A 20088-nucleotide genomic window follows, 5' to 3' on the forward strand; every position below is an offset into this window, starting at 1 on the left:
GATAAATTTGTAAAGAAAAATTACAATTTGTCCTTTGTAAAAAATATTGATTTTTGAGAGAATGTAATTCGCCCCCTACACGCCCTTATTATAAAAATTGCTTTTTTAACCAATGTCCATTTGTACCACAACCAATCCCAAAAAACACCTATACATTTCCCTTTATTTGTTATATGATAATCCCTATCATTTTTGTAAGGACATACCATGACCACACTTAGACATCATCTACCAGCCCATGAATTACAGGATAAGACCTATACCCTACTGACCCAATACGCTCGCCCCATCTCTCATATTGACGAGACACACGAGAATGAGTTGCTTGGTTATATTTTGACAGGAGAAAAGCCTGAACTGTTATTGACATTGCACGGATACAATAACGACAAAGGCACACAACTTTATGGCAATATGGCAAAGTATGGCTATCACTCTTCTCATAACAGTTTTAAAAAAGATGTAAAAAAAGACGTGCGAGTGGGTGTAACTGCTCGTGGTATACTCTACAACCATCTGTTTGAGCGACTGACAGGCGAGCAGATTATCCGCTACGCCAAAAGCATGGTTGCCATCACCTGCGAGCAAACCAATCCTAAGTTTCATGATGATGTGCCACTGTGGTTTAGTTATCTTATCTCAGATGCGTTTCGCACCACAAATTCGTCTGGCTCACTAGCAAGCCGTAAATCGTGGACACTTGCCAATCTCATCAACTTACTCATCTTGGACGGGCATGAGCATGAGCAGGCGGTTAGGATAATTTTGGGGGCGTTTTTTGAGCGTAAGGGCGATTATAGCTACTGGTACGATGATGATATGCTTCACGTCTGCCAACTGCCTGATTTTGATGAGTTTATCGCTGACAATGCCAGTATTGCTACCGCATTTATTCCCACATTGTCAGTGCGTGGGCAGACGGTGTTTTTGGCTTATCTCAAACCTGCCAAAGCCACAGCGCCCCTTGCCATGCTCATCACCGCCCTTGCCCTGTCTGGCTCTAAGAGTATCAAAGAGCTTGCCACGCCTTTGCTTGCCACGTTGCCCGATGACCTACTGGGCGAACATCTGTCGCATTATCTTATCAATGGCGACAGCAAACAGCGAGCCAACTCTGCCGACTATTTGGCACGAATGGGCGAGACGGCTCGCCCCATCTTGGAGCAAGCCCTAACAAATGAAAAAACCAAATCCGTACAATCCGCCATCACGTCCGCCTTGTCTCGCCTTGATACGGTGCAATCCGTGGATGATGATGACATTCCGCTTGAAACCATGGTAGAGCCTGTGATTGGCACATTACCCGACCAGATAGCCACGCTCATCGCCACAAACTTCGACATCGTTAAAAAACTATACGAACAGTTTGCCGAAGAAGAAATCGCCTACAACGAAGCCCACAAAGGCGATAAGAATTTTTATAAAAGCACATGGCGACAAGACGACTTAAAAAGATTTAACAAAACCAACAAAGACAATTTTGTCAAAAAAGCTGCCGCCTACCTACAAGGCACAGGCTCAGACAAGGGCTTTAATCGCCAGTATTTGTCTGAGATATTAAACACAGATAAATCCTTTATGGCTTATCCTGAGTATGGGTTATATCATGCCATTTTGATTAGCATACACCCACATTATTCTTGGATAAATTGGTATGAGGTTTTTAATACCCACTCAAAGCCTGAGTATTGGCAGGACGTGGAGCTAAGACAGCTTGCTTATCTCTTGGGTAAAGCAGGCATAGAAGACCCCAAACGTGTGATTGCTGATGGCTATCTTAGTCATTCGCTGTCTGAATACATCAACGAGCCTGCCAAGGTCTATCCGTTTTTTGTTGAAAATATCGAGTATGTGCAAGAAGCCTTTGGACTGCTACCAAGCCAAGCCGATAGCCATTACTACGCCTTTACGCCACAGCAGGCGATAACTCTGCTCAAACAATTCCCACGCCTGCCCAAGATGTTCATCGCTCCCTTGTTGGAGCTGGCTTTGGGCGAGCAAAAAACCTTACGTCATGATGCCCAAGACCTGCTGGCAAGCCATTTGCCCAACACCGTTTCGCTTGCCATAGAAGCGTTGGAGAGTGGCAAGCAAGACATTCGTATCACTGCCATTCGCTGGCTGACTCGCTTGGACGACAAATCTGCCATCAAGCCTTTGTACGATTTACTCAAAAAAGAGAAAAAAGAGGTCGTCATCGCTGAGATTTTGACCGCTCTTGAAGCCTTGGGCGAGGACATCAGCAAATACCTTGACCCAAAAGCTCTCTTAAAAGACGCTCAAAAAGGACTGACCGCCAAGCTGTCATCGTCTTTGGCGTGGTTTGATTTTGATACCTTGCCCACGGTTTATTGGCAAAATGGCAAAGAAGTCCATGCCGACATCATCAAATGGTGGGTTGTCCTTGCCGAAAAACTAAAAGACCCCAAGCCTAATGCCTTGTTTGTCCGCTATTTGGAACTGCTTGATGACAAAAGCCAAAAAGCGTTGTCGCTCCATCTGCTCCAAGCCTTTATTGCCGAGGACACCAAGCACCCAAGCCTAGACGAGGCGACCGCCCTTGCCGACAAAGAAGGAGAGAGCCGTCTTAAAAATTATCAGTATTGGTACAAGCAACATCCTGAATATTATACCAGTTACGCCAATGCAACGTTGGAGAGTGTCAAAGCCGAGATAATCCGTGAACACATGGCGATATATCTGGGCAGTGCCATCAAGTCCAAAGGCATATTGGCCCTAAGTGCCAAAACCCAAGGGGCAACGGCGGTAAAAATCGCCCAAGACTTCATGAAAAACCACTACACTCGCCGTAGCCAAGTGGAGGCGATGCTAAGTAGCTTTGCTACAAGTGATGACCCGCTTGTCATTCAGCTACTGCTTGGCATATCCAGACGCTATAAGATGGCGAGCATTCAAGAGCTTGCCAAACGCTTGGTAAATGAGATTGCCGAACGCAACGGCTGGACGGCAGACGAGCTAGCTGACCGCACGATACCGACTGCAGGGTTTGACGATGATGGGATTTTGCGTATTGACTATGGCAGTCGCAATCTTATGGCGTATATTGACGACAAAGACAAATTCGTCCTAAAAAATGAGGACGGCAAAGTCATCAAAGCCCTGCCCACCGCCAAAGCCGACGATGACAAAACTGCCATCAAAGAAGCCAAAGCCCTGTTTAGCACCGCCAAAAAAGAGTATAAGCAAGTGCTAGACCTACAAAGCGTTCGCTTATATGAGGCGATGTGTGCCGAGCGTTCGTGGACAAGTGGCGACTGGCAAGAATATCTGGCAACCCACCCCTTAATGAAAAGGCTCATTGCACGGCTGGTATGGCTTGAAGTGGATAATGATGGCAACGTCATTCAGTCGTTTCGCCCTGCCGAGGATGGGGCATTACTCAACCTAGATGATGATGAAATCACGCTACAAGAGAACAGCCACATCAAAGTCGCTCACCGTGTCTTGCTTGATGACGAGACAGCGATGGCATGGCGTGAGCATTTTGAGGATTATAAAGTGGCGTTCTTGTTTGAACAGATGACGCGCGCCCTGCCTGACTTGTTATCGGCTCCCGACCACCCAGAACAAGCCTGCACCGATGCCGAGATTAACACCTACAAAGGCTATCTGACAGATACCTATACCTTGCGTGGGGTGGTTACCAAGATGGGCTATGTGCGAGCGAGCATTGAGGACGGTGGGTCGTTTGATAGCTATTATAAGCCATTTGATAGCGTGGGTTTGTCGGCGGTTATCTCATTTAGTGGCAGTTATGTACCTGAGGAGAACCTGCCTGCGGTGGTGTATGGGCTGTATTTTGAGGATACTACCGTCCGCTCATGGAACAAACCTAGTAAGTCCCTAAGCGAAGTACCGCCTGTACTATTGGCGGAGTGCTTTGCCGATTATCACGCCCTAGCCCAAAAAACCCAAGGCTATGACAAAGAGTGGGAGAAAAAGACACCGTGGTAAGGGTGGGCTAGGCGATAAATAGGCTATCTGATAGCCTATTTTTATTAACACCATCGCCAAAACGTGCTAGCCAAGCCAGCCCATCATCATGGCAAATTGCCCAAACCACCCTGCCAGCACAATCGACAACGCCACACGAATCAGCCATACAAGCACCATTTTGCCAATGCTAAGCGGAATTTTGGTGGCAAGCACACAAGGTATCATTGCCGAAAAGAAGATAATGCCCGACACCGACACCACCGCTGTTACATAACGAGTCAAAATATCAGTGTTGGCAAGCAGTAAGGCAGGCAAGAACATCTCTGCCAGCCCTGACGAGATGCCTTTTGCTGATGTCATCGGCTCAGGCAGTCCACCAATGAGCGTAAAGGGATACAGCACCACACCCAAAATATCAAAAACAGGTGTGTACTTTTCTAATAACAGTCCAATCAAACCAATGGCGATGATGGATGACACGATGGCAGATGCCATATTGATACCATCTTTAAAATTTTGCCAAAGCAATGTGGGCAGGCTTGGGGCATTTTTGGCAGTGTGAATGCCTGTATCAATGGCGACTTTTAGGCGTGGGGCGGTTAATTTGTCATCATCGGCAATGCGTTTTTCATCGTTAAATCGGCTAATGGGCGGAATGCGTGCCGTGATTGCCGTTACCAAAAATGTGATAAAAAGACACGACCAAAAATACACACCCCAAAACGGCATAAGCTCCAATGTCTTGGCGACAATCACCATAAAGGCGGTGGATACGGTCGAAAATCCTGTGGCGATGATAACCGCTTCTTTGGCAGAATACGCCCCTTGCTGATAGACCCTATCAGTAATCAAAAGCCCCACCGAATAACTACCCACAAAAGACGCCACCGCATCAATGGCGGATTTGCCCGATGTTTTAAATATCGGTTTCATGACAGGTTGCATGAGTACGCCAACCATTTCAAGCAAACCAAATCCCAACAAAAACGACAGCATGACCGCCCCAATCGGCACAATCATACCCACAGGCAAGGCAAGTTTGTCAAACAAAAAAGGCAACATATCTTTTGCCATCAGACTGGCAGGGGCGGTATTGGTAACATAAAGGCACGCCAGCACAAACCCTACCACCTTTAAGACGGTTAAGATTTTATTGGTTAGATTGGCGTTAAATGATTTATCCCTAATAGGCTTGATAATGCCATATATCATCAAGCCAAATAATAAGACAATGGCAAAACTTCTTTGCTCTTTGACTAAATAACTTGCCATGTGGTCAAAAGCGATGGTGTTTTTGCCACCGATGTCAATCGGCACAAAAAACAAAAATATCCCAAGCAAGCTAAAACCGATAAGTTTGGCAAGTGCCATGCGATTTTGTGTTGTCATACATTATCCTTAATTCATCTTACAACCTAAAAACAAAACAAGCCATCGACTATTGCCAATGACTTGTTTTTTAATTATAGCTTTTAAATCACCAAAAGCTATTTAACCATCGGCAAATTTAGCCCATAATTTTTGGCGGTTTCGATGGCAAGTTCATAGCCTGCATCAGCGTGTCTCATAACCCCACTGCCACAGTCATTGACAAGCACATTGGCAAGGCGTTCACCAGCTTCGTCTGTGCCATCCGCCACAATCACCATGCCCGAGTGCTGACTGTAGCCCATGCCAACACCGCCACCGTGGTGCAAACTTACCCACGTTGCCCCGCCTGCGACATTGAGCATACCATTTAACAACGCCCAGTCGGACACCGCATCGGTGCCGTCTTTCATGGATTCGGTTTCACGGTTGGGACTTGCCACAGAGCCTGTGTCTAGGTGGTCTCGCCCGATGACGATGGGAGCTTTTAGTTCGCCATTTTTGACCATTTCATTAAAGGCAAGCCCTGCCTTATCACGCTCGCCCAAGCCAAGCCAGCAGATACGAGCAGGTAAGCCCTGAAAGTGAATGCGGTCTTTTGCCATATCAAGCCAGTTGTGAACGTGGGTGTTATCGGGGAACAGCTCTTTGATTTTTTGGTCGGTTTTGTAGATGTCTTCTGGGTCGCCAGACAGTGCCACCCAGCGAAAAGGCCCTTTACCTTGACAAAATAAGGGGCGAATATAGGCAGGAACAAAGCCGGGGAAATCAAAGGCGTTTTTTACCCCTTCATCAAAGGCAACTTGGCGAATGTTGTTGCCATAGTCGGTAGCAGGCACGCCCATCGCTTGCAAATCAAGCATGGCTTGCACATGAACAGCACAGGACTTGGCAGCATCTTTGGTGAGCTTGTCGTGCTGGCTTGGGTCTTGTTGGGCGGATTTCCACTCATCCACCGTCCAGCCCATCGGCAAATAGCCGTTAATCAAGTCATGAGCGGACGTTTGGTCGGTAACAAAATCAGGCTTGATGTCGCCATTTTTGGCACGCTCAACAATCTGTGGCAAAATCTCAGCAGCATTGCCCAAAAGTGCAATCGACACCGCCTCACCCTTGGCGGTATGTTCTTTGATAAGCTCATAAGCGTGGTCTAAATCACGAGCCTGCTTATCCACATAGCCTGTCCGCAGACGAAAATCAATGCTTGACTGCTGGCACTCGATGTTGAGACTCACCGCCCCTGCAAAAGTGGCAGCCAGTGGCTGGGCTCCACCCATACCGCCAAGTCCTGCGGTCAAAATCCAGCGACCCCTCCAGTTGTCGGTGGATTTGTCCTTGTCATTGCCAAAGTGCTGACGACCCGCTTCGGCAAAGGTTTCATAAGTCCCCTGCACGATGCCTTGCGTGCCAATATAAATCCAGCTCCCTGCGGTCATCTGTCCGTACATGAACAAATCTTTGCGGTCAAGCTCATTAAAATGCTCCCACGTTGCCCATTTTGGCACAAGGTTTGAGTTGGCAATCAGCACTCGGGGGGCGTTTTTGTGGGTGTTGAACACGCCAACGGGTTTGCCTGATTGGATTAGCAAGGTTTGATTGACTTCAAGCTCTTTTAGGCTTGCCAAAATTTGGTCATAGCACTCCCAGTTGCGAGCAGCACGCCCAATACCGCCATAGACCACAAGGCTTTGGGGGTTTTCGGCTACATCGGGGTGTAGGTTATTTTGAATCATGCGGTAAGGGGCTTCGGTCAGCCAGCTTTTGCAGGTAAGCTCTGTACCTGTAGGGGCTTTGATGACACGGCTTGTGTCGGTGCGAGTAAAGTTGCTCATATGCGTTCCTTATTTTTTTGGGGTGTCTTGTGAATGACTGAGTCAAATTCAAATTTGTCTATACAAATTTAAGACTAATTTATCAAAAATTTTGGGGGAATGCAAGGGGTTTTTAGGTGTTTTTTGCCAAAAATCATCGTCTTTAATTTTGGTTTAAAATACGCTATACTATCTATTTTTCCTATCAAACCATGCCAAAAACACCCGCCTACCAACGCATCAAATCCGCCATCTTAGCCAAAATCCACGCAGGACAATGGGCGGTTGGCTCTGCCATTCCTACTGAGATGGCGTTGTCTCGTGAATTTGGCGTGGCTCGCATGACTGTCAATCGTGCCCTAAAAGAGCTGACAGATGAGCAGGTATTAGAACGCCGTCAAGGGTCGGGGACGTTTGTTGCTCAGCAACAATTCAACCAGACCTTTATCACCGTTCGCAACATCGCCCACGACATAGAAAGCACAGGCAAACGCTACCACGCCAAAGTCGTAAGCCAGCTTGCCTTGCCCCATAGCGACCTACCGCCATCGGCTCGGGCGGTATTTCACGACACTCAGCGTCTATATAAGGTGGAAATTGTGCATTTTGGCGATGATAAGCCTTTGCAATTTGAACGGCGTTTTGTGGATTTGGCAATTATCCCTGCCTTTGAACATCAAGATTTTAACAAAATCAACACAAGCGACTACCTTATCAGCCAAGTACCGCTTGTGCGTGGACACTATTTTATTGAAGCCAAGCCCTGCCCGTCTGATGTGGCGACTTGTTTGGGTTGTCCGCCAAACTCGCCCGCCCTGCGTTTGTCTCGCTACACTTATTCAGGCGATAAGGTTGTTACCTTTGTGCAGATGTGGCACGATGGGGCGACTTTTCGGTTTGATGGGGAATTGGGATAAGGCTGGGTTTGTCATAGATTTGTCGCATGGTGTGATACATGCTTTTTAAAAATAAGTTTTATGAACAAAACCCCAATCTAACCTTAGATTGGGGTTTTTGATGGCTTAAATTTTTAAAAATATTTATAAATTTAAAGCTGTTTTAAACCATTTTTAAACCATTAACTTCGCTCAGCAGTACCGACAGCTCCGCCAGTCCCACTTTGTCCGATAAGCCATCTATCTGCTCTGACAGTACCGCCAGTCGCTCACGGTGCTTATCCTGCCATGCTGACAGACCACCCACCGCCAGTACATCGGTGATGAGTGCCATGAGCGTGCGGTTAAACTCACCGGTGAGTGCATAAGACGCTTTTCTATCCCAATAACTCTCAGCAGGCAAGTCCGCCACCGCTGATGTTAGCTTGTCCATGTGTAGCTGTGAGAATACGCCAAAATATGCCTGTGCCACGTCAGTCACTGCCACGCCTTTTTGGTCGGCAAGTGCCACGACATCTAGGGCATGCACATAGATGGGCAGGCGGGCAAAGGCATGGGCATCATCATCGCTAAGCCCTTTGGCAGTCAAATCAGCGACATCTTTGGCGATATACGCCCCAAAATGCTCATCAATGACATCATAAGAGAACAAGTCCGCCACCAAGTTTTTAAAGGTTAGTGCCGTCTGTGCCACACTCTCGTCTGTCAGCTGACGGTTTAGGAACCATGTCATGCCTTGTTTTAGCACATCTTGGATGGTAAGTTCAAGCTCGATTTGGGTGTTGCCAGCGACGGCATTGTCAAGGCCTGACAATCTGTCCCACACCGCTTGCACATCAAAGACATCACGCACGATGGCATAGCTTCGGGTAATGTCCGCCACGCTATGACCTGTCTCATCACTCATGGCAAACACATTTTCTATGCCCAGACGGTTCACCAGTCCGTTAGTCAGATAAGTACAGATAATCTCACGGTGCAGGCGGTGGCGGGTCATCTCATCAAAGAACTGCTCGCCCAAGGTATTTGGGAAATACTTTTTAAGCTCATGCAAGAAGTAGGCATCTTCGGTCAGACCACTGCCAAGCAATTCATCATACACCCACATTTTACCATAAGACAACAGTACCGCCAGCTCAGGGTTGGTTAGTCCACGCCCATCTTTTGCCTTGCGTTTGGTTAGCGTGTCATCGCTTGGCAGATATTCGATGGCACGGTCAAGGCGACCTGCTTTTTCTAAGAAATTCATAAAGCGAATATGCTCGCCTGCACGCTCAGGGGCTTGATAAGCTGACAGCTCAATGGTCTGTGGCTGTAAGTAGTTTTGGCGTAGCACCAGATTTGCCACCGTATCGGTCATGCTCGCCAGCAAGTCATTACGCTGTTTGATGGTCATATCCCCACGTTCGGTGACTGAGCCCAACAGGATTTTGATGTTGACTTCATGGTCTGAGCAGTTCACACCGCCTGAGTTGTCAATGGCATCGGTGTAGATACGTCCACCATTTAGGGCGTACTCGATACGTCCACGCTGAGTACAGCCTAAGTTACCGCCTTCACCCACGACTTTGGCACGCACTTCACGCCCATCCACACGAATGGCATCGTTGGCACGGTCACCCACATCGCTGTGGTCTTCATCAGATGACTTGATGTAAGTGCCAATACCACCATTCCAAATCAAGTCCACAGGGGCTTTTAAAAGCTTATTTAGTAGCTCATTGGGCGTAAGGCTATCTTCAGCGATGTCAAAACGCTCTTTCATCTGTGGGGTGATGGCGATGGCTTTGTCGGTGCGGTTAAATACCCCACCACCTTCGCTGATAAGCTCTGCCTTATAATCCGTCCATGCCGAACGTGGCAAATTGAACAGACGCTCACGCTCTTCAAAACTTGCTTTGGCATCAGGATTTGGGTCAATAAAGATGTGCAAGTGATTGAAGGCTGCCACAAGGCGGATATTTTTGGATAATAACATACCATTACCAAACACGTCTCCGCTCATGTCGCCAATGCCCACCACGGTAAATTCATTACGGGCTTGAATGTCCTTGCCCATCAAGCGAAAATGACGTTTGACACTCTCCCACGCCCCACGAGCGGTAATGCCCATGCCTTTGTGGTCATAGCCTGCCGAGCCACCTGAAGCAAAGGCATCTTGTAACCAAAAATTGTATTCGGCGGACAGGGCGTTGGCGATGTCTGAGAAAGTCGCTGTGCCTTTGTCGGCTGCCACCACCAAATACGGGTCATCTTCGTCATGGCGGACAGTATTGGCAGGCGGAACAACGTTGCCATCAACCAAATTGTCCGTCAAGTCCAACAAGCCACGGATGTAGGTCTGATAGCACGCCACGCCTTCGGCTTGCCACGCCTCACGGCTTGTCTGCTTGGATTTGTCTTTGCAGACAAAACCGCCTTTTGAGCCCACAGGCACGATGACTGAGTTTTTGACCATTTGGGCTTTGACAAGTCCCAACACTTCGGTGCGGTAATCTTCCATGCGGTCAGACCATCTAAGTCCACCACGAGCCACCTTGCCACCACGCAAATGCACCCCTTCAACCCTTGGCGAGTACACATAAATCTCAAACATGGGCTTGGACTTGGGCAAATTGGGAATATCGCTTGCTTTGAATTTAAAAGACAAACGGTCTTTTCTTGCTCCATCTTTATCGGTTTGATAAAAGTTGGTGCGTAGCATGGCGTTTAACAAATCCAAGAACCAACGCACAATGCGGTCTTCATCAAGGCTGGTTACCAAGCTAAGCTCACTGTCAATCTGTGCTAAAATCGGTGCGGTGTCCGTCTGCTCAGTAGGCGACATCTTGGCATGGAACAGCTTGACAAGCAAACTGGCAATGGCAGGATTGCCCACCAACGTACTGTGAATGTAATCGGTTGAAAATGGGGCTCGGGCTTGGACGATATAGCGAGACAAGGCACGCAGTACCACCACATCATAGGTGTCAATGTCTGTGGTCAAAATCAGCTGATTTAGGCGGTCGGACTCAACCCGTCCTTGCCAAATCTCATCTAAGGCATGCTCTACCTGCATTTTGACTGCGGTCAAATCCACCGTCAATCCTGCTTTTAGGGTGAGTTTATACTCTTGTAGCCACAAATCATCGCTGACATCAGGGGTATCTTGCCCACCAAAGTCATAAGTGGACGCTGAGATGACTGCCACCCCAAAATGCTCCAATATCGGTAAGACGTGCGATAACGTCAAAATCTCGCCCCTGCCGTAGAGTTTTAGGGTCAGACTGTCCACACGCTCGCCCGCCGACTGATACAAATGCCAAATCTTAGGTTTATCATCATCAAGCGACAGCAGTTTGGTGGTATCCGCCACTGCCGTATGCACATCAAACCGCTCACGATACGTCAAAGGAATGCTCGCCCCCAATGTCGCCAGTATTTCTCTGGCACGACTCTCGCCTGTCTGGGCGGTTAGGGCTTTGGCGTATTCATCCGTCCAGTCATGCATGAGTGCCGACAGTTCACGCTCCAACTTGGCTAGGTCATAATCCTTGACTTTGCCCGTCTCGGTGCGTACATGGATATGCACACGGGCATGATGAAGCTCGTTAAATTCGGTTGTAAAGCTTGATGACACACCGCCAAAGGCTTGGGTTAGGATGTCTTGGATTTTTTGGCGTAAGTCGCTGTTAAACTTAGACAACGGCACATAGACCAGACACGATACAAATCTTTGATAATGGTCGGTACGCACGAGCAGGCGTAGGCGGTTTTTGTCCTGCAAGCTGGCAATGCTCGCCACCATCGGGTAGAGCTCATCGGTACTGGCTTGGAATAGGTCATCACGGGGCAAGGTATTGACGATGTGAGCAAGTTTGAGATAAGCATGGCTGTTTTTGGGCAGGCGTGACATGGCAAGGATTTTGCCCGCTTTTTCGTTGAGTAGCGGAATGTTCGCCACGCTGGTCTGATATGCCCGTGATGTCAGCAGTCCGACAAAGCGATATTCGCCAATCAGCTCGCCTTGGTCGTTGTATTTTTGAATGCCCAAAAAGTCCAGATAAGCAGGGCGATGAATAGGCGACAGACGTGCTGATTTAGACAGCAGTAGCACACGTGGCTCGGCTATCAGATGTTTTAGGTGCGTGGGCAGACCATGAAAGCTCTTGGATAACTCATCGGTCTCTTTGCCTTGTAGCACGCCCAGTCCGCTACCGCCCACCGAGTACAGCTCAGGTGTGCCATTGTCATTTTCAAAACGGTATTCACGATACCCCATAAAGATAAAGTTATCACGCCCCACCCATTCCAAAAAGCCCGTCACCGCTTCTTTGGTATAATGCTCTGTGGGAATGGGCAGGCTTTTTAGCTCTTCTTTAATCTCGTCCAGCTTATCCGCCATCGCCCCAAAGTCGCCAACGATGACATCAATGGTGTGGATTTTCTTTAATAACATCTCTTTGATGTCCGCCAACTTGTCATCGCTTTGGCGGTCAATTTCAATATGCACCAACGCAAAACAGCTGTTCGCCCGACCACTGCTCTCATCGACGGCTTGAATGTCGCTGATGTGTCCGTCTGTGCGTTCCACCTTGATGATGTTATTATAAATGCGATGAACGCCAATGCCCTGACGCTCCAAGCTCATCAGGAGCGTGTCGGTCAAAAAGGGACGGTCAATGGCGACCAAAGCAATGATGGTACGCTCGCTATTAAACAGGTGTGACTCGCCCAAAGGATTGATGACGCTGATATTGGGGCTTGTGCCGTTATGTGTTTTTAGTAAGCTAAAATGGTGTAATGCCATGCCCGACAACGTCTCATCGGAGAATCTGTCCGCCATCTCTGTGGGCAAGTGCTGATAATAGATGGGGATAAACTTCGCCAATATCTCTTGATGGTTGGCGTGGTTGTCATGATGATGGCTTATGGCGTGACGGGCGATGTTGCTGACACGTTTTGGGCTGATGGTTAGATGGTTGCTTGTCATGTTTTTTCCTATTGGTTTTTAACCGTAAATGTTTAAAAATAAACGTGTATAAACTAAACCAAAGCGGGCAAAATAGCAAATGGAAAATCTTTGTATTATTATTAGTTTTTATGATAAATATAAAATTTTTTAGATATATTTCTGATAAGTGTTTTGGTATTGGATTTGAGATGTACTGACATCCGTCTTTGTAGTTTAGATTTTACAATGAAAAATACAAAAATAAAAAGGACGGATAAATCCGCCCTTTACAAACCCTTAAAGCATCATACTCGGGTCAAACGCTCGCACAGGCTCTTGTCTTAGCACGTTGGGGTCGGCTTTATAATAACCTGCCGTTGATTTTGGTAGTTTTTGCCCACGCATGACATCGGCGATTTTTTCTGCCATCATAATGGTGGTGGCGTTTAGGTTGCCGGTGATGATAAGGGGCATGATAGACGCATCAACCACACGCAAGCCTTCTAAGCCATGCACACGTCCCTGCCCGTCCACAACCGCCATATCGTCCATGCCCATTTTACAGCTACAAGACGGATGATAGGCGGTCTCGGCATGATTACGCACAAATTCATCAAGCTCGGCATCGGTCTGGGCATGACGGCTTGGGCTAATCTCACGCCCACGGTAGGCATCCAAAGCAGGCTGGTGCATAATCTCACGGGTGATACGAATGCCGTCTCTAAACTCTTGCCAGTCTTGCTCGTGCGACATATAGTTGAACAAAATGCTTGGGTGGTCATGGGGATTTAGCGATTTTAGGCGGATACGTCCACGAGACGGCGAACGCATGGAGCCAACGTGTGCTTGAAAACCATGCTCTTCTACGGCATTTGAGCCGTTGTAGTTAATGGCAACTGGCAAAAAGTGATACTGGATATTTGGCCATTCAAATTCAGGACGAGTACGGATAAAGCCCCCTGCCTCAAACTGGTTGCTTGCCCCAATGCCCGTTCCCAAAAACAGCCACTCAGCCCCAATGGCAGGTTGGTTGTACCATTTTAGGGCAGGATACAGCGATACGGGTTTTTTGCATTCGTATTGTAGGTACATCTCCAAATGGTCTTGTAAGTTCTCGCCCACCCCTGGTAAGTCATGGACAAGAGGGATTTTAAATTCATCAAGCAAATTTTTTGCCCCAACGCCCGAACGCTGTAAAATCTGTGGAGACGCAATCGCCCCTGCCGAGAGTATCACTTCTCGCTTGGCGTGGACGGTTGTGGGGTTTGTGTCATTACCTTGTAGATACTGTACGCCAATGGCACGCTTGCCTGAAAATAGGATTTTGTCGGTTACAGCGTGGGTTTTTATGGTAAGATTGGGGCGTGATTTTGCCATGTCCAGATAGCCCCGAGCCGTGCTAGAACGGCGACCTTTTGGCGTAACCGTTCTGTCCATAGGTCCAAAGCCTTCTTGCTGATAGCCGTTCAAATCATCGGTGCGTGGATAGCCTGCTTGCACGCCTGCTTCTACCATGGCATTAAACAGCACGCTACTGCCAATGGTTGAGCCACGCTGTGAAGTCGTTACGCTCACAGGGCCTGTGCCACCGTGATAGTCGTTTTCGCCCACATCACGGGTTTCTGATTTTTTATAATAAGGCAAGCAGTCGGCATAGCTCCAATCTTCTAGTCCGTCCATTTTTGCCCAATTGTCCAAATCCATGGCATTGCCACGAATGTAGCACATACCATTGATAAGCGATGAACCGCCAAGCCCCTTACCACGTCCGCACTCCATACGGCGGTTGTTCATATAAGGCTCAGGGTCGGTCAAATACGCCCAGTTGTAGCGTTTGCCTTGCAAGGGGTACGCCAGTGCTGCGGGCATTTGCGTGCGAAAATCCAAGCGATAATCAGGACCACCTGCTTCCAAAAGTAGCACGCTCACATCACTGTCTTCTGTCAGACGTGTGGCAAGCACATTGCCTGCCGAACCTGCACCGATGATGATATAGTCATATTCTGTCATGAGTTTTCCTTAATAAGTTAATAAAAATAAGTTAATAAATTTTGATAATCTGCCCCAATCTCAACTTAAAATGCCAACCTATTGGTTTTCCAATGATTATTTTTTTGGATTGTGGGGACGAATTGCAATTCGCCCTTGATAAATCAATCACTTACACAAAGCTGAGAATGGAGTATGATATGGTGTTATTTAAAAATAGATTCAAATTTACCCATTTCTATTTGAATGGATTTGACTTGGGTATAATGCTCTAGCGTCATTATGCCGTTTTCACGCCCCACGCCTGATTGTTTGTAGCCCCCCACAGGCATTTTGGCGTCCGACTCGCCCCATGTATTGACCCAGCAAATGCCTGCCTGCAAGGCGTGAGTAATGCGATGAGCTTTATTTAAATCAGACGTAACCACGCCCCCTGCCAAGCCAAAAATTGTGTCATTGGCACGCTCTATCGCTTCATCTTCATCATCATAAGTCAAAATACTCATGACAGGGCCAAAAATCTCATCAGTAACAATACTCATCTCATCGGTACAATCGGTAAAGACGGTCGGTAGCACAAACGCCCCCTTGGACAGCGACTCGCCACGCTCGGCAAAATCGTCCGCCACCGCACGCCGTCCACCAAACAGCACCGTTGCCCCTGCTTTTTTGCCCTGCTCCATATAATCAAGCACTCGCTCCATGTGGGCAAAGCTCACCAAAGGACCCATGTTGGTTGTCTCATCAGTCGGGTCGCCCAAGCGAACCTTGGGCAGGCGTGCCAAAATGGCTTGTTCAAAGGCGTGTTTTTTGGCAGTTGGCACAAAAACTCGTGTGCCATTGGTACACACTTGCCCTGTGCTATAAAAGTTTGCCATCATCGCCACATCGGCTGCCAGCTCAATATCAGCATCATCACAAATAATCAAGGGCGACTTACCGCCAAGCTCCATGGTTACGTCTTTTAGTGATGACGCTCCTGCAAGGCTCATCACTTTTTTGCCCGTTGCCACCGAGCCTGTAAATGAGATTTTGGCAATGTCAGGGTGTTCGGTCAGATACGCCCCCACATCGCCACCGCCTTGCACGACATTAAACACCCCGTCAGGCACACCAGCTTGGGTATAAATCTCGGCAAGTTTTAGGGCGGTCAAAGGCGTAACTTCACTCGGCTTAAAAATCATGGCATTACCAGACGCCAAAGCAGGAGCGGATTTCCATAGGGCGATTTGAATGGGATAATTCCACGCCCCAATCCCTGCCACCACGCCAAGCGGTTCTCTTTGGGTATAAAAAAAGCTCCCTTCTTTGCCAGTACGAAGTGGCACCTGCACCCCTTCAACGGCTGTGGCAAGCCCTGCATAATACTCCAACACGTCCGCCCCTGTAACAATATCCACATAAGCGGTTTCGCTGATTGCCTTGCCTGTGTCCGCCGTCTCCAAGCGTGCCAGCTCATCATTTTGTTCACGCAAAATCGCCACCGCTTTTAGCAGTATCCGAGAACGCTCCACCGCCGTCATGCTTGCCCAGATTTTTTGTCCTGCTTTGGCACTTTGCACCGCTTTATCCACGTCCGCTTTTGAAGCACTTTGTAGCTTGGCAAGCGTGTCTGCCGTGGCAGGGTTGACCGTCTCAAAAAACTCCCCACTGCTGGCGGATACATATTTTCCACCGATATATAACGATGTTTGTTCTACGTTTGGTAGTGATGACAATGGCATAACAAGACTCCTGTATTTTTAAAAATATATCATCAAAACTTATAAATTTTATTCAAAGGTTGATGAAACCAAAAAGATAGGTTATGATAACAAAAAATCATCTATAACGCAAATAATTGATTTTTAATGAATTTCTTGTTTAATTTGTGTTAAATGATTGTGTATTGCAAATTGATTTTTGTAAACTTTTTGTAAATTTATTAGGTTTTTTGAAAATATTTAGAGCGTGTTAAACCTTGATAACATTTTCATAAAATAAGATGAAATTTACACTTCAATCAATTTTTGCATGAAAAAATGGCTAAACCTTGTTTTTCTGCACCAAAAACCTGCCTGATAGAATAACTATCAGCCTACGTTTTTTCCTTGAAAAACGTGCAATCTTTCTCATTTTTCATTGAAAATACCAAAGGTAGGCACGCCCTATCAATTTTATATCATTAACAAACTTGGAAGGTAACGCTATGGAAGATACCAAATCCAAAGACGGTCGCCTAAACCGAACGGTATTTGCCTGTTCGGCGGTGATTATTGTCTTTTTTAGCTTATATACCATGCTGTTTAATGACAGTGCATCCGCCATTTTGGACGGTGTGTTGGCATGGGTAAGTACCACTTTTGGTTGGTACTACTTTTTTGCCGCATCGGTGTATATCATTTTTGTACTGTTCATCGCCTGCTCTCGCTATGGCAACATCAAGCTAGGCCCCAAGCACTCCCAACCTGAATACAGTCTTTTGACGTGGTCATCCATGCTGTTTGCTGCAGGGATTGGCATTGACATCATGTTCTTTTCGGTGGCAGAGCCTATCATGCAGTACATGAATCCGCCTGTTGGGGACGATCAGACCACACAGGCGGCTCGTGAAGCCTTGATGTGGACGATTTTTCACTATGGGCTGACGGGCTGGTGTATGTATGCGTTGGTGGGCATTGCCCTTGGCTATTTTGCCTACCGCTACAATCTGCCCCTAACCATTCGCTCGGCATTGTACCCCATGATCGGCAAAAAGATTGACGGACCAGCAGGTCATGCTGTGGACGTGGCGGCGATTTTGGGGACGATTTTTGGTATTGCCACCACTTGCGGTATTGGGGTGGTGCAACTAAACTACGGACTGCACGTTATTTTTGATTTGCCCGAAAACTTACTTTGGCAAATCGGACTTATCGCCCTAGCGGTCGCCATTACCATTGTGTCGGCAACCACAGGGGCATCTAAGGGTATCAAAATCCTATCGGAGCTTAACATTTATTTTGCCTTGGGGCTTATCTTGTTTGTGCTGTTTTTGGGCAATACCGAATTTTTGCTAAACGCCATTGTCATGAACGTAGGCGACTATCTTAGCCGTTTTCCGACTTTGACTTTGGATACTTTTGCCTACAACCAAACGCCCGAACAAAAACAATGGATTCAAGACTGGACGCTGTTCTTTTGGGCGTGGTGGATTGCGTGGTCGCCTTTTGTGGGGCTGTTTTTGGCTCAAATCTCAAAAGGTCGCACCATTCGTGAATTTGTCATTGGCACCTTGTCCATTCCCTTTATGTTTACGCTCGCTTGGTTGTCGGTCATGGGTAACAGTGCCTTAAATGAAGTGCTAGGGGGCAACCTTGCCTTTGCCGAAAAAATCATCGCACGCCCTGAGATTGGCTTTTATGAGCTATTATCCACTTATCCGTGGTTCTCGGTAACGGCAATCATCGCTTTTGTCTCGGGACTTTTGTTTTATGTAACATCGGCAGATTCTGGGGCGATTGTGCTGAGTAATTTTAGCTTTAAAAGCCAAAAAAACACCGACACACCCCCCATTTGGATACGCCTGTTTTGGGCGGTGGCAATCGGTATGCTAACCGCTGCCATGCTGATGACAGACGGCATCACCGCCCTACAAAAAGCAACCATTGTCATGGGCTTGCCATTTAGCTTTGTCATGTTTTTTGTCATGGTGGGGCTGTTTAAGTCGTTACGCCTTGAAGATTTTAGAGAAGAGATTACCAAAATCAACGCCGTGCCTGTGGCAGGTGGCGTGGACGTGAGCGACTGGCAAACTCGCCTGCACCGCATTACCGCCTACCCTGATACCCAAGACACAAAAGCGATGATGACCAATGTCTGCTTGCCTGCCCTAACTGACGTGGCAGACGCTCTACGCCAAAAGGGGCTGTCGGTGCGTGTGGAATCGGTCGCCTTGGACGATGAGCCAAGCCTTGTACAACATATGCTGACGGTGGATTATAAGGATGAGTACAACTTCGTCTATGGCATTGTCCCTGTCAAATACCCCGTGCCAGAGCGTCCAACAGTTGATGACGGGCAAGAGTTTTATTATCGCTTGGAGACGTATTTGTTTGAAGGCTTGCAAGGCAATGATTTGTCAGGCTTTAACAGCGAACAAGTCATCAATGACGTACTTGACAAATACGAGCGTCATCGGGCGTTTTTGCACTTAAATCGTGAAACCCCTGGCAATCGCCCTGTGTTTCCTGAATGATTTGTCAAAAAATAAAAGCGTGTCAAAAGGCACGCTTTTTTATTAAAATCCCCCTAAACTGTCATTCCCAAACTGCCATTTTTGCATTATAATAGCCCTATTTAAATTTTACCCGTGAACAGTTATCATGAAAAAATCCTTACTTAGCCTAACCCTACTTTGCCTTAGCTTGTCCGCCCATGCCCAATCAGACACATCAGCCCTTGACGGCTTGACCATTGGTGCCTTAGCCAGTTTTGGTTCGCACGCCTATGCCACCGATGATAAAGTGGGGGCAGTGCCACTCGTGCTATACGATAACGACTATTTTTATGCCGAAGGCTCGGAGCTGGGTTTTTATGCTCACAAAGACAGCGAAAACTGGTTTCGTGTGGGGGCGGGCTATGAATCTCGCCACTTTGAGCCAGATGACGCAACCATTACCGCCCTAAAAGGCTTAAACAGCCGTAAATCCAGTGCCAATATTGTGCTAAGTTATATGCGTATCACGCCGGTGGGCGGTTTTGAGATTAAGGCAGGCACGGACATGATGGACAGAAGTGGCGGTCAAACCGTCTCGCTGGCTCATCGCAGTTTGTTTAAATTCGCCGATGACAAACTCACCGTGTATCCCAAATTTGGCGTAAACTGGTACAGCGATGATTATAACCAATACTACTTTGGCGTATCCGAACAAGAAAGCACCAAAACAGGCATAGACACCTACACCGCCAAATCCAGCTACTCGCCCTTTGTCTCGGTCTCTGGCAAATACCAATTTACCGACCACATCGGTGCCTTTGCCAACACCAAAGCCGAATGGCTCTCATCAACCCAAAAAGACAGCCCCCTAACTGATGATAAAGTGGACATTGGAGCAAATGTGGGTTTGACTTATACCTTTTAATGGTTAAATTTATATAAGTGCTTGATTTATCA

The 20088-nt window shown here is 47.4% G+C and carries 9 protein-coding genes; 4 read left to right on the top strand and 5 right to left on the bottom strand.

All coding sequences use genetic code 11. The annotated features are described in order from the left end of the window. Window positions 1–207 precede the first annotated feature (207 nt). Window positions 208–3975, top strand: a complete 3768-nt coding sequence (locus tag IM753_RS05815; RefSeq protein WP_065257000.1) for a DUF4132 domain-containing protein — start codon at window positions 208–210, stop codon at window positions 3973–3975. Window positions 3976–4041: 66 nt separating this feature from the next. On the opposite strand, the gene IM753_RS05820 is transcribed toward IM753_RS05815, so the two are convergent. Together IM753_RS05820 and hutU are read right to left on the bottom strand one after the other, a co-directional pair. After that, window positions 4042–5346: a YjiH family protein gene (locus IM753_RS05820; protein WP_065257001.1), complete on the bottom strand. Its 1305-nt coding sequence runs from the start codon at window positions 5344–5346 to the stop codon at window positions 4042–4044. Between the two features lie 98 nt (window positions 5347–5444). Continuing rightward, window positions 5445–7157: a urocanate hydratase gene (hutU, locus tag IM753_RS05825; protein ID WP_194108874.1), complete on the bottom strand. Its 1713-nt coding sequence runs from the start codon at window positions 7155–7157 to the stop codon at window positions 5445–5447. Window positions 7158–7348: 191 nt separating this feature from the next. Between hutU and IM753_RS05830 the strand changes: the two genes are divergently transcribed. Continuing rightward, a complete protein-coding gene (locus IM753_RS05830) occupies window positions 7349–8053 on the top strand; it encodes a GntR family transcriptional regulator (RefSeq protein ID WP_065257003.1) in 705 nt (234 codons plus the stop codon). 142 nt (window positions 8054–8195) lie between these two features. On the opposite strand, the gene IM753_RS05835 is transcribed toward IM753_RS05830, so the two are convergent. From IM753_RS05835 to betB, 3 genes are all read right to left on the bottom strand, one after another. Continuing rightward, complete coding sequence (locus tag IM753_RS05835) at window positions 8196–13004, bottom strand: NAD-glutamate dehydrogenase (RefSeq protein WP_194108875.1); 4809 nt, start codon at window positions 13002–13004, stop codon at window positions 8196–8198. Between the two features lie 258 nt (window positions 13005–13262). Beyond that, on the bottom strand, window positions 13263–14975 hold the full coding sequence (gene betA, locus IM753_RS05840) for a choline dehydrogenase (protein WP_065257005.1): 1713 nt from the start codon (window positions 14973–14975) through the stop codon (window positions 13263–13265). A gap of 185 nt (window positions 14976–15160) precedes the next feature. Further along, complete coding sequence (gene betB, locus IM753_RS05845) at window positions 15161–16678, bottom strand: betaine-aldehyde dehydrogenase (RefSeq protein WP_194108876.1); 1518 nt, start codon at window positions 16676–16678, stop codon at window positions 15161–15163. A gap of 464 nt (window positions 16679–17142) precedes the next feature. On the opposite strand from betB, the gene betT reads away from it, so the two are divergent. Together betT and IM753_RS05855 are read left to right on the top strand one after the other, a co-directional pair. Continuing rightward, window positions 17143–19170, top strand: a complete 2028-nt coding sequence (gene betT, locus IM753_RS05850) for a choline BCCT transporter BetT (RefSeq protein WP_065257007.1) — start codon at window positions 17143–17145, stop codon at window positions 19168–19170. 127 nt (window positions 19171–19297) lie between these two features. Further along, a complete protein-coding gene (locus tag IM753_RS05855; RefSeq protein ID WP_065257008.1) occupies window positions 19298–20056 on the top strand; it encodes a MipA/OmpV family protein in 759 nt (252 codons plus the stop codon). The last annotated feature ends 32 nt before the right edge of the window (window positions 20057–20088 follow it).

The sequence above is a fragment of the Moraxella sp. K127 genome (assembly GCF_015223095.1).
In the GTDB taxonomy this organism is placed as follows: Bacteria; Pseudomonadota; Gammaproteobacteria; order Pseudomonadales; family Moraxellaceae; genus Moraxella.

Bases quoted from the DNA above. Each gene is read 5' to 3' on its own strand.
- betT (WP_065257007.1), top strand. From the start codon at position 17,143: ATGGAAGATACCAAATCCAAAGACGGTCGCCTAAACCGAACGGTATTT.
- IM753_RS05815 (WP_065257000.1), top strand. From the start codon at position 208: ATGACCACACTTAGACATCATCTACCAGCCCATGAATTACAGGATAAG.
- betB (WP_194108876.1), bottom strand. From the start codon at position 16,678: ATGCCATTGTCATCACTACCAAACGTAGAACAAACATCGTTATATATC.
- betA (WP_065257005.1), bottom strand. From the start codon at position 14,975: ATGACAGAATATGACTATATCATCATCGGTGCAGGTTCGGCAGGCAAT.
- IM753_RS05830 (WP_065257003.1), top strand. From the start codon at position 7,349: ATGCCAAAAACACCCGCCTACCAACGCATCAAATCCGCCATCTTAGCC.
- IM753_RS05855 (WP_065257008.1), top strand. From the start codon at position 19,298: ATGAAAAAATCCTTACTTAGCCTAACCCTACTTTGCCTTAGCTTGTCC.
- IM753_RS05835 (WP_194108875.1), bottom strand. From the start codon at position 13,004: ATGACAAGCAACCATCTAACCATCAGCCCAAAACGTGTCAGCAACATC.
- hutU (WP_194108874.1), bottom strand. From the start codon at position 7,157: ATGAGCAACTTTACTCGCACCGACACAAGCCGTGTCATCAAAGCCCCT.
- IM753_RS05820 (WP_065257001.1), bottom strand. From the start codon at position 5,346: ATGACAACACAAAATCGCATGGCACTTGCCAAACTTATCGGTTTTAGC.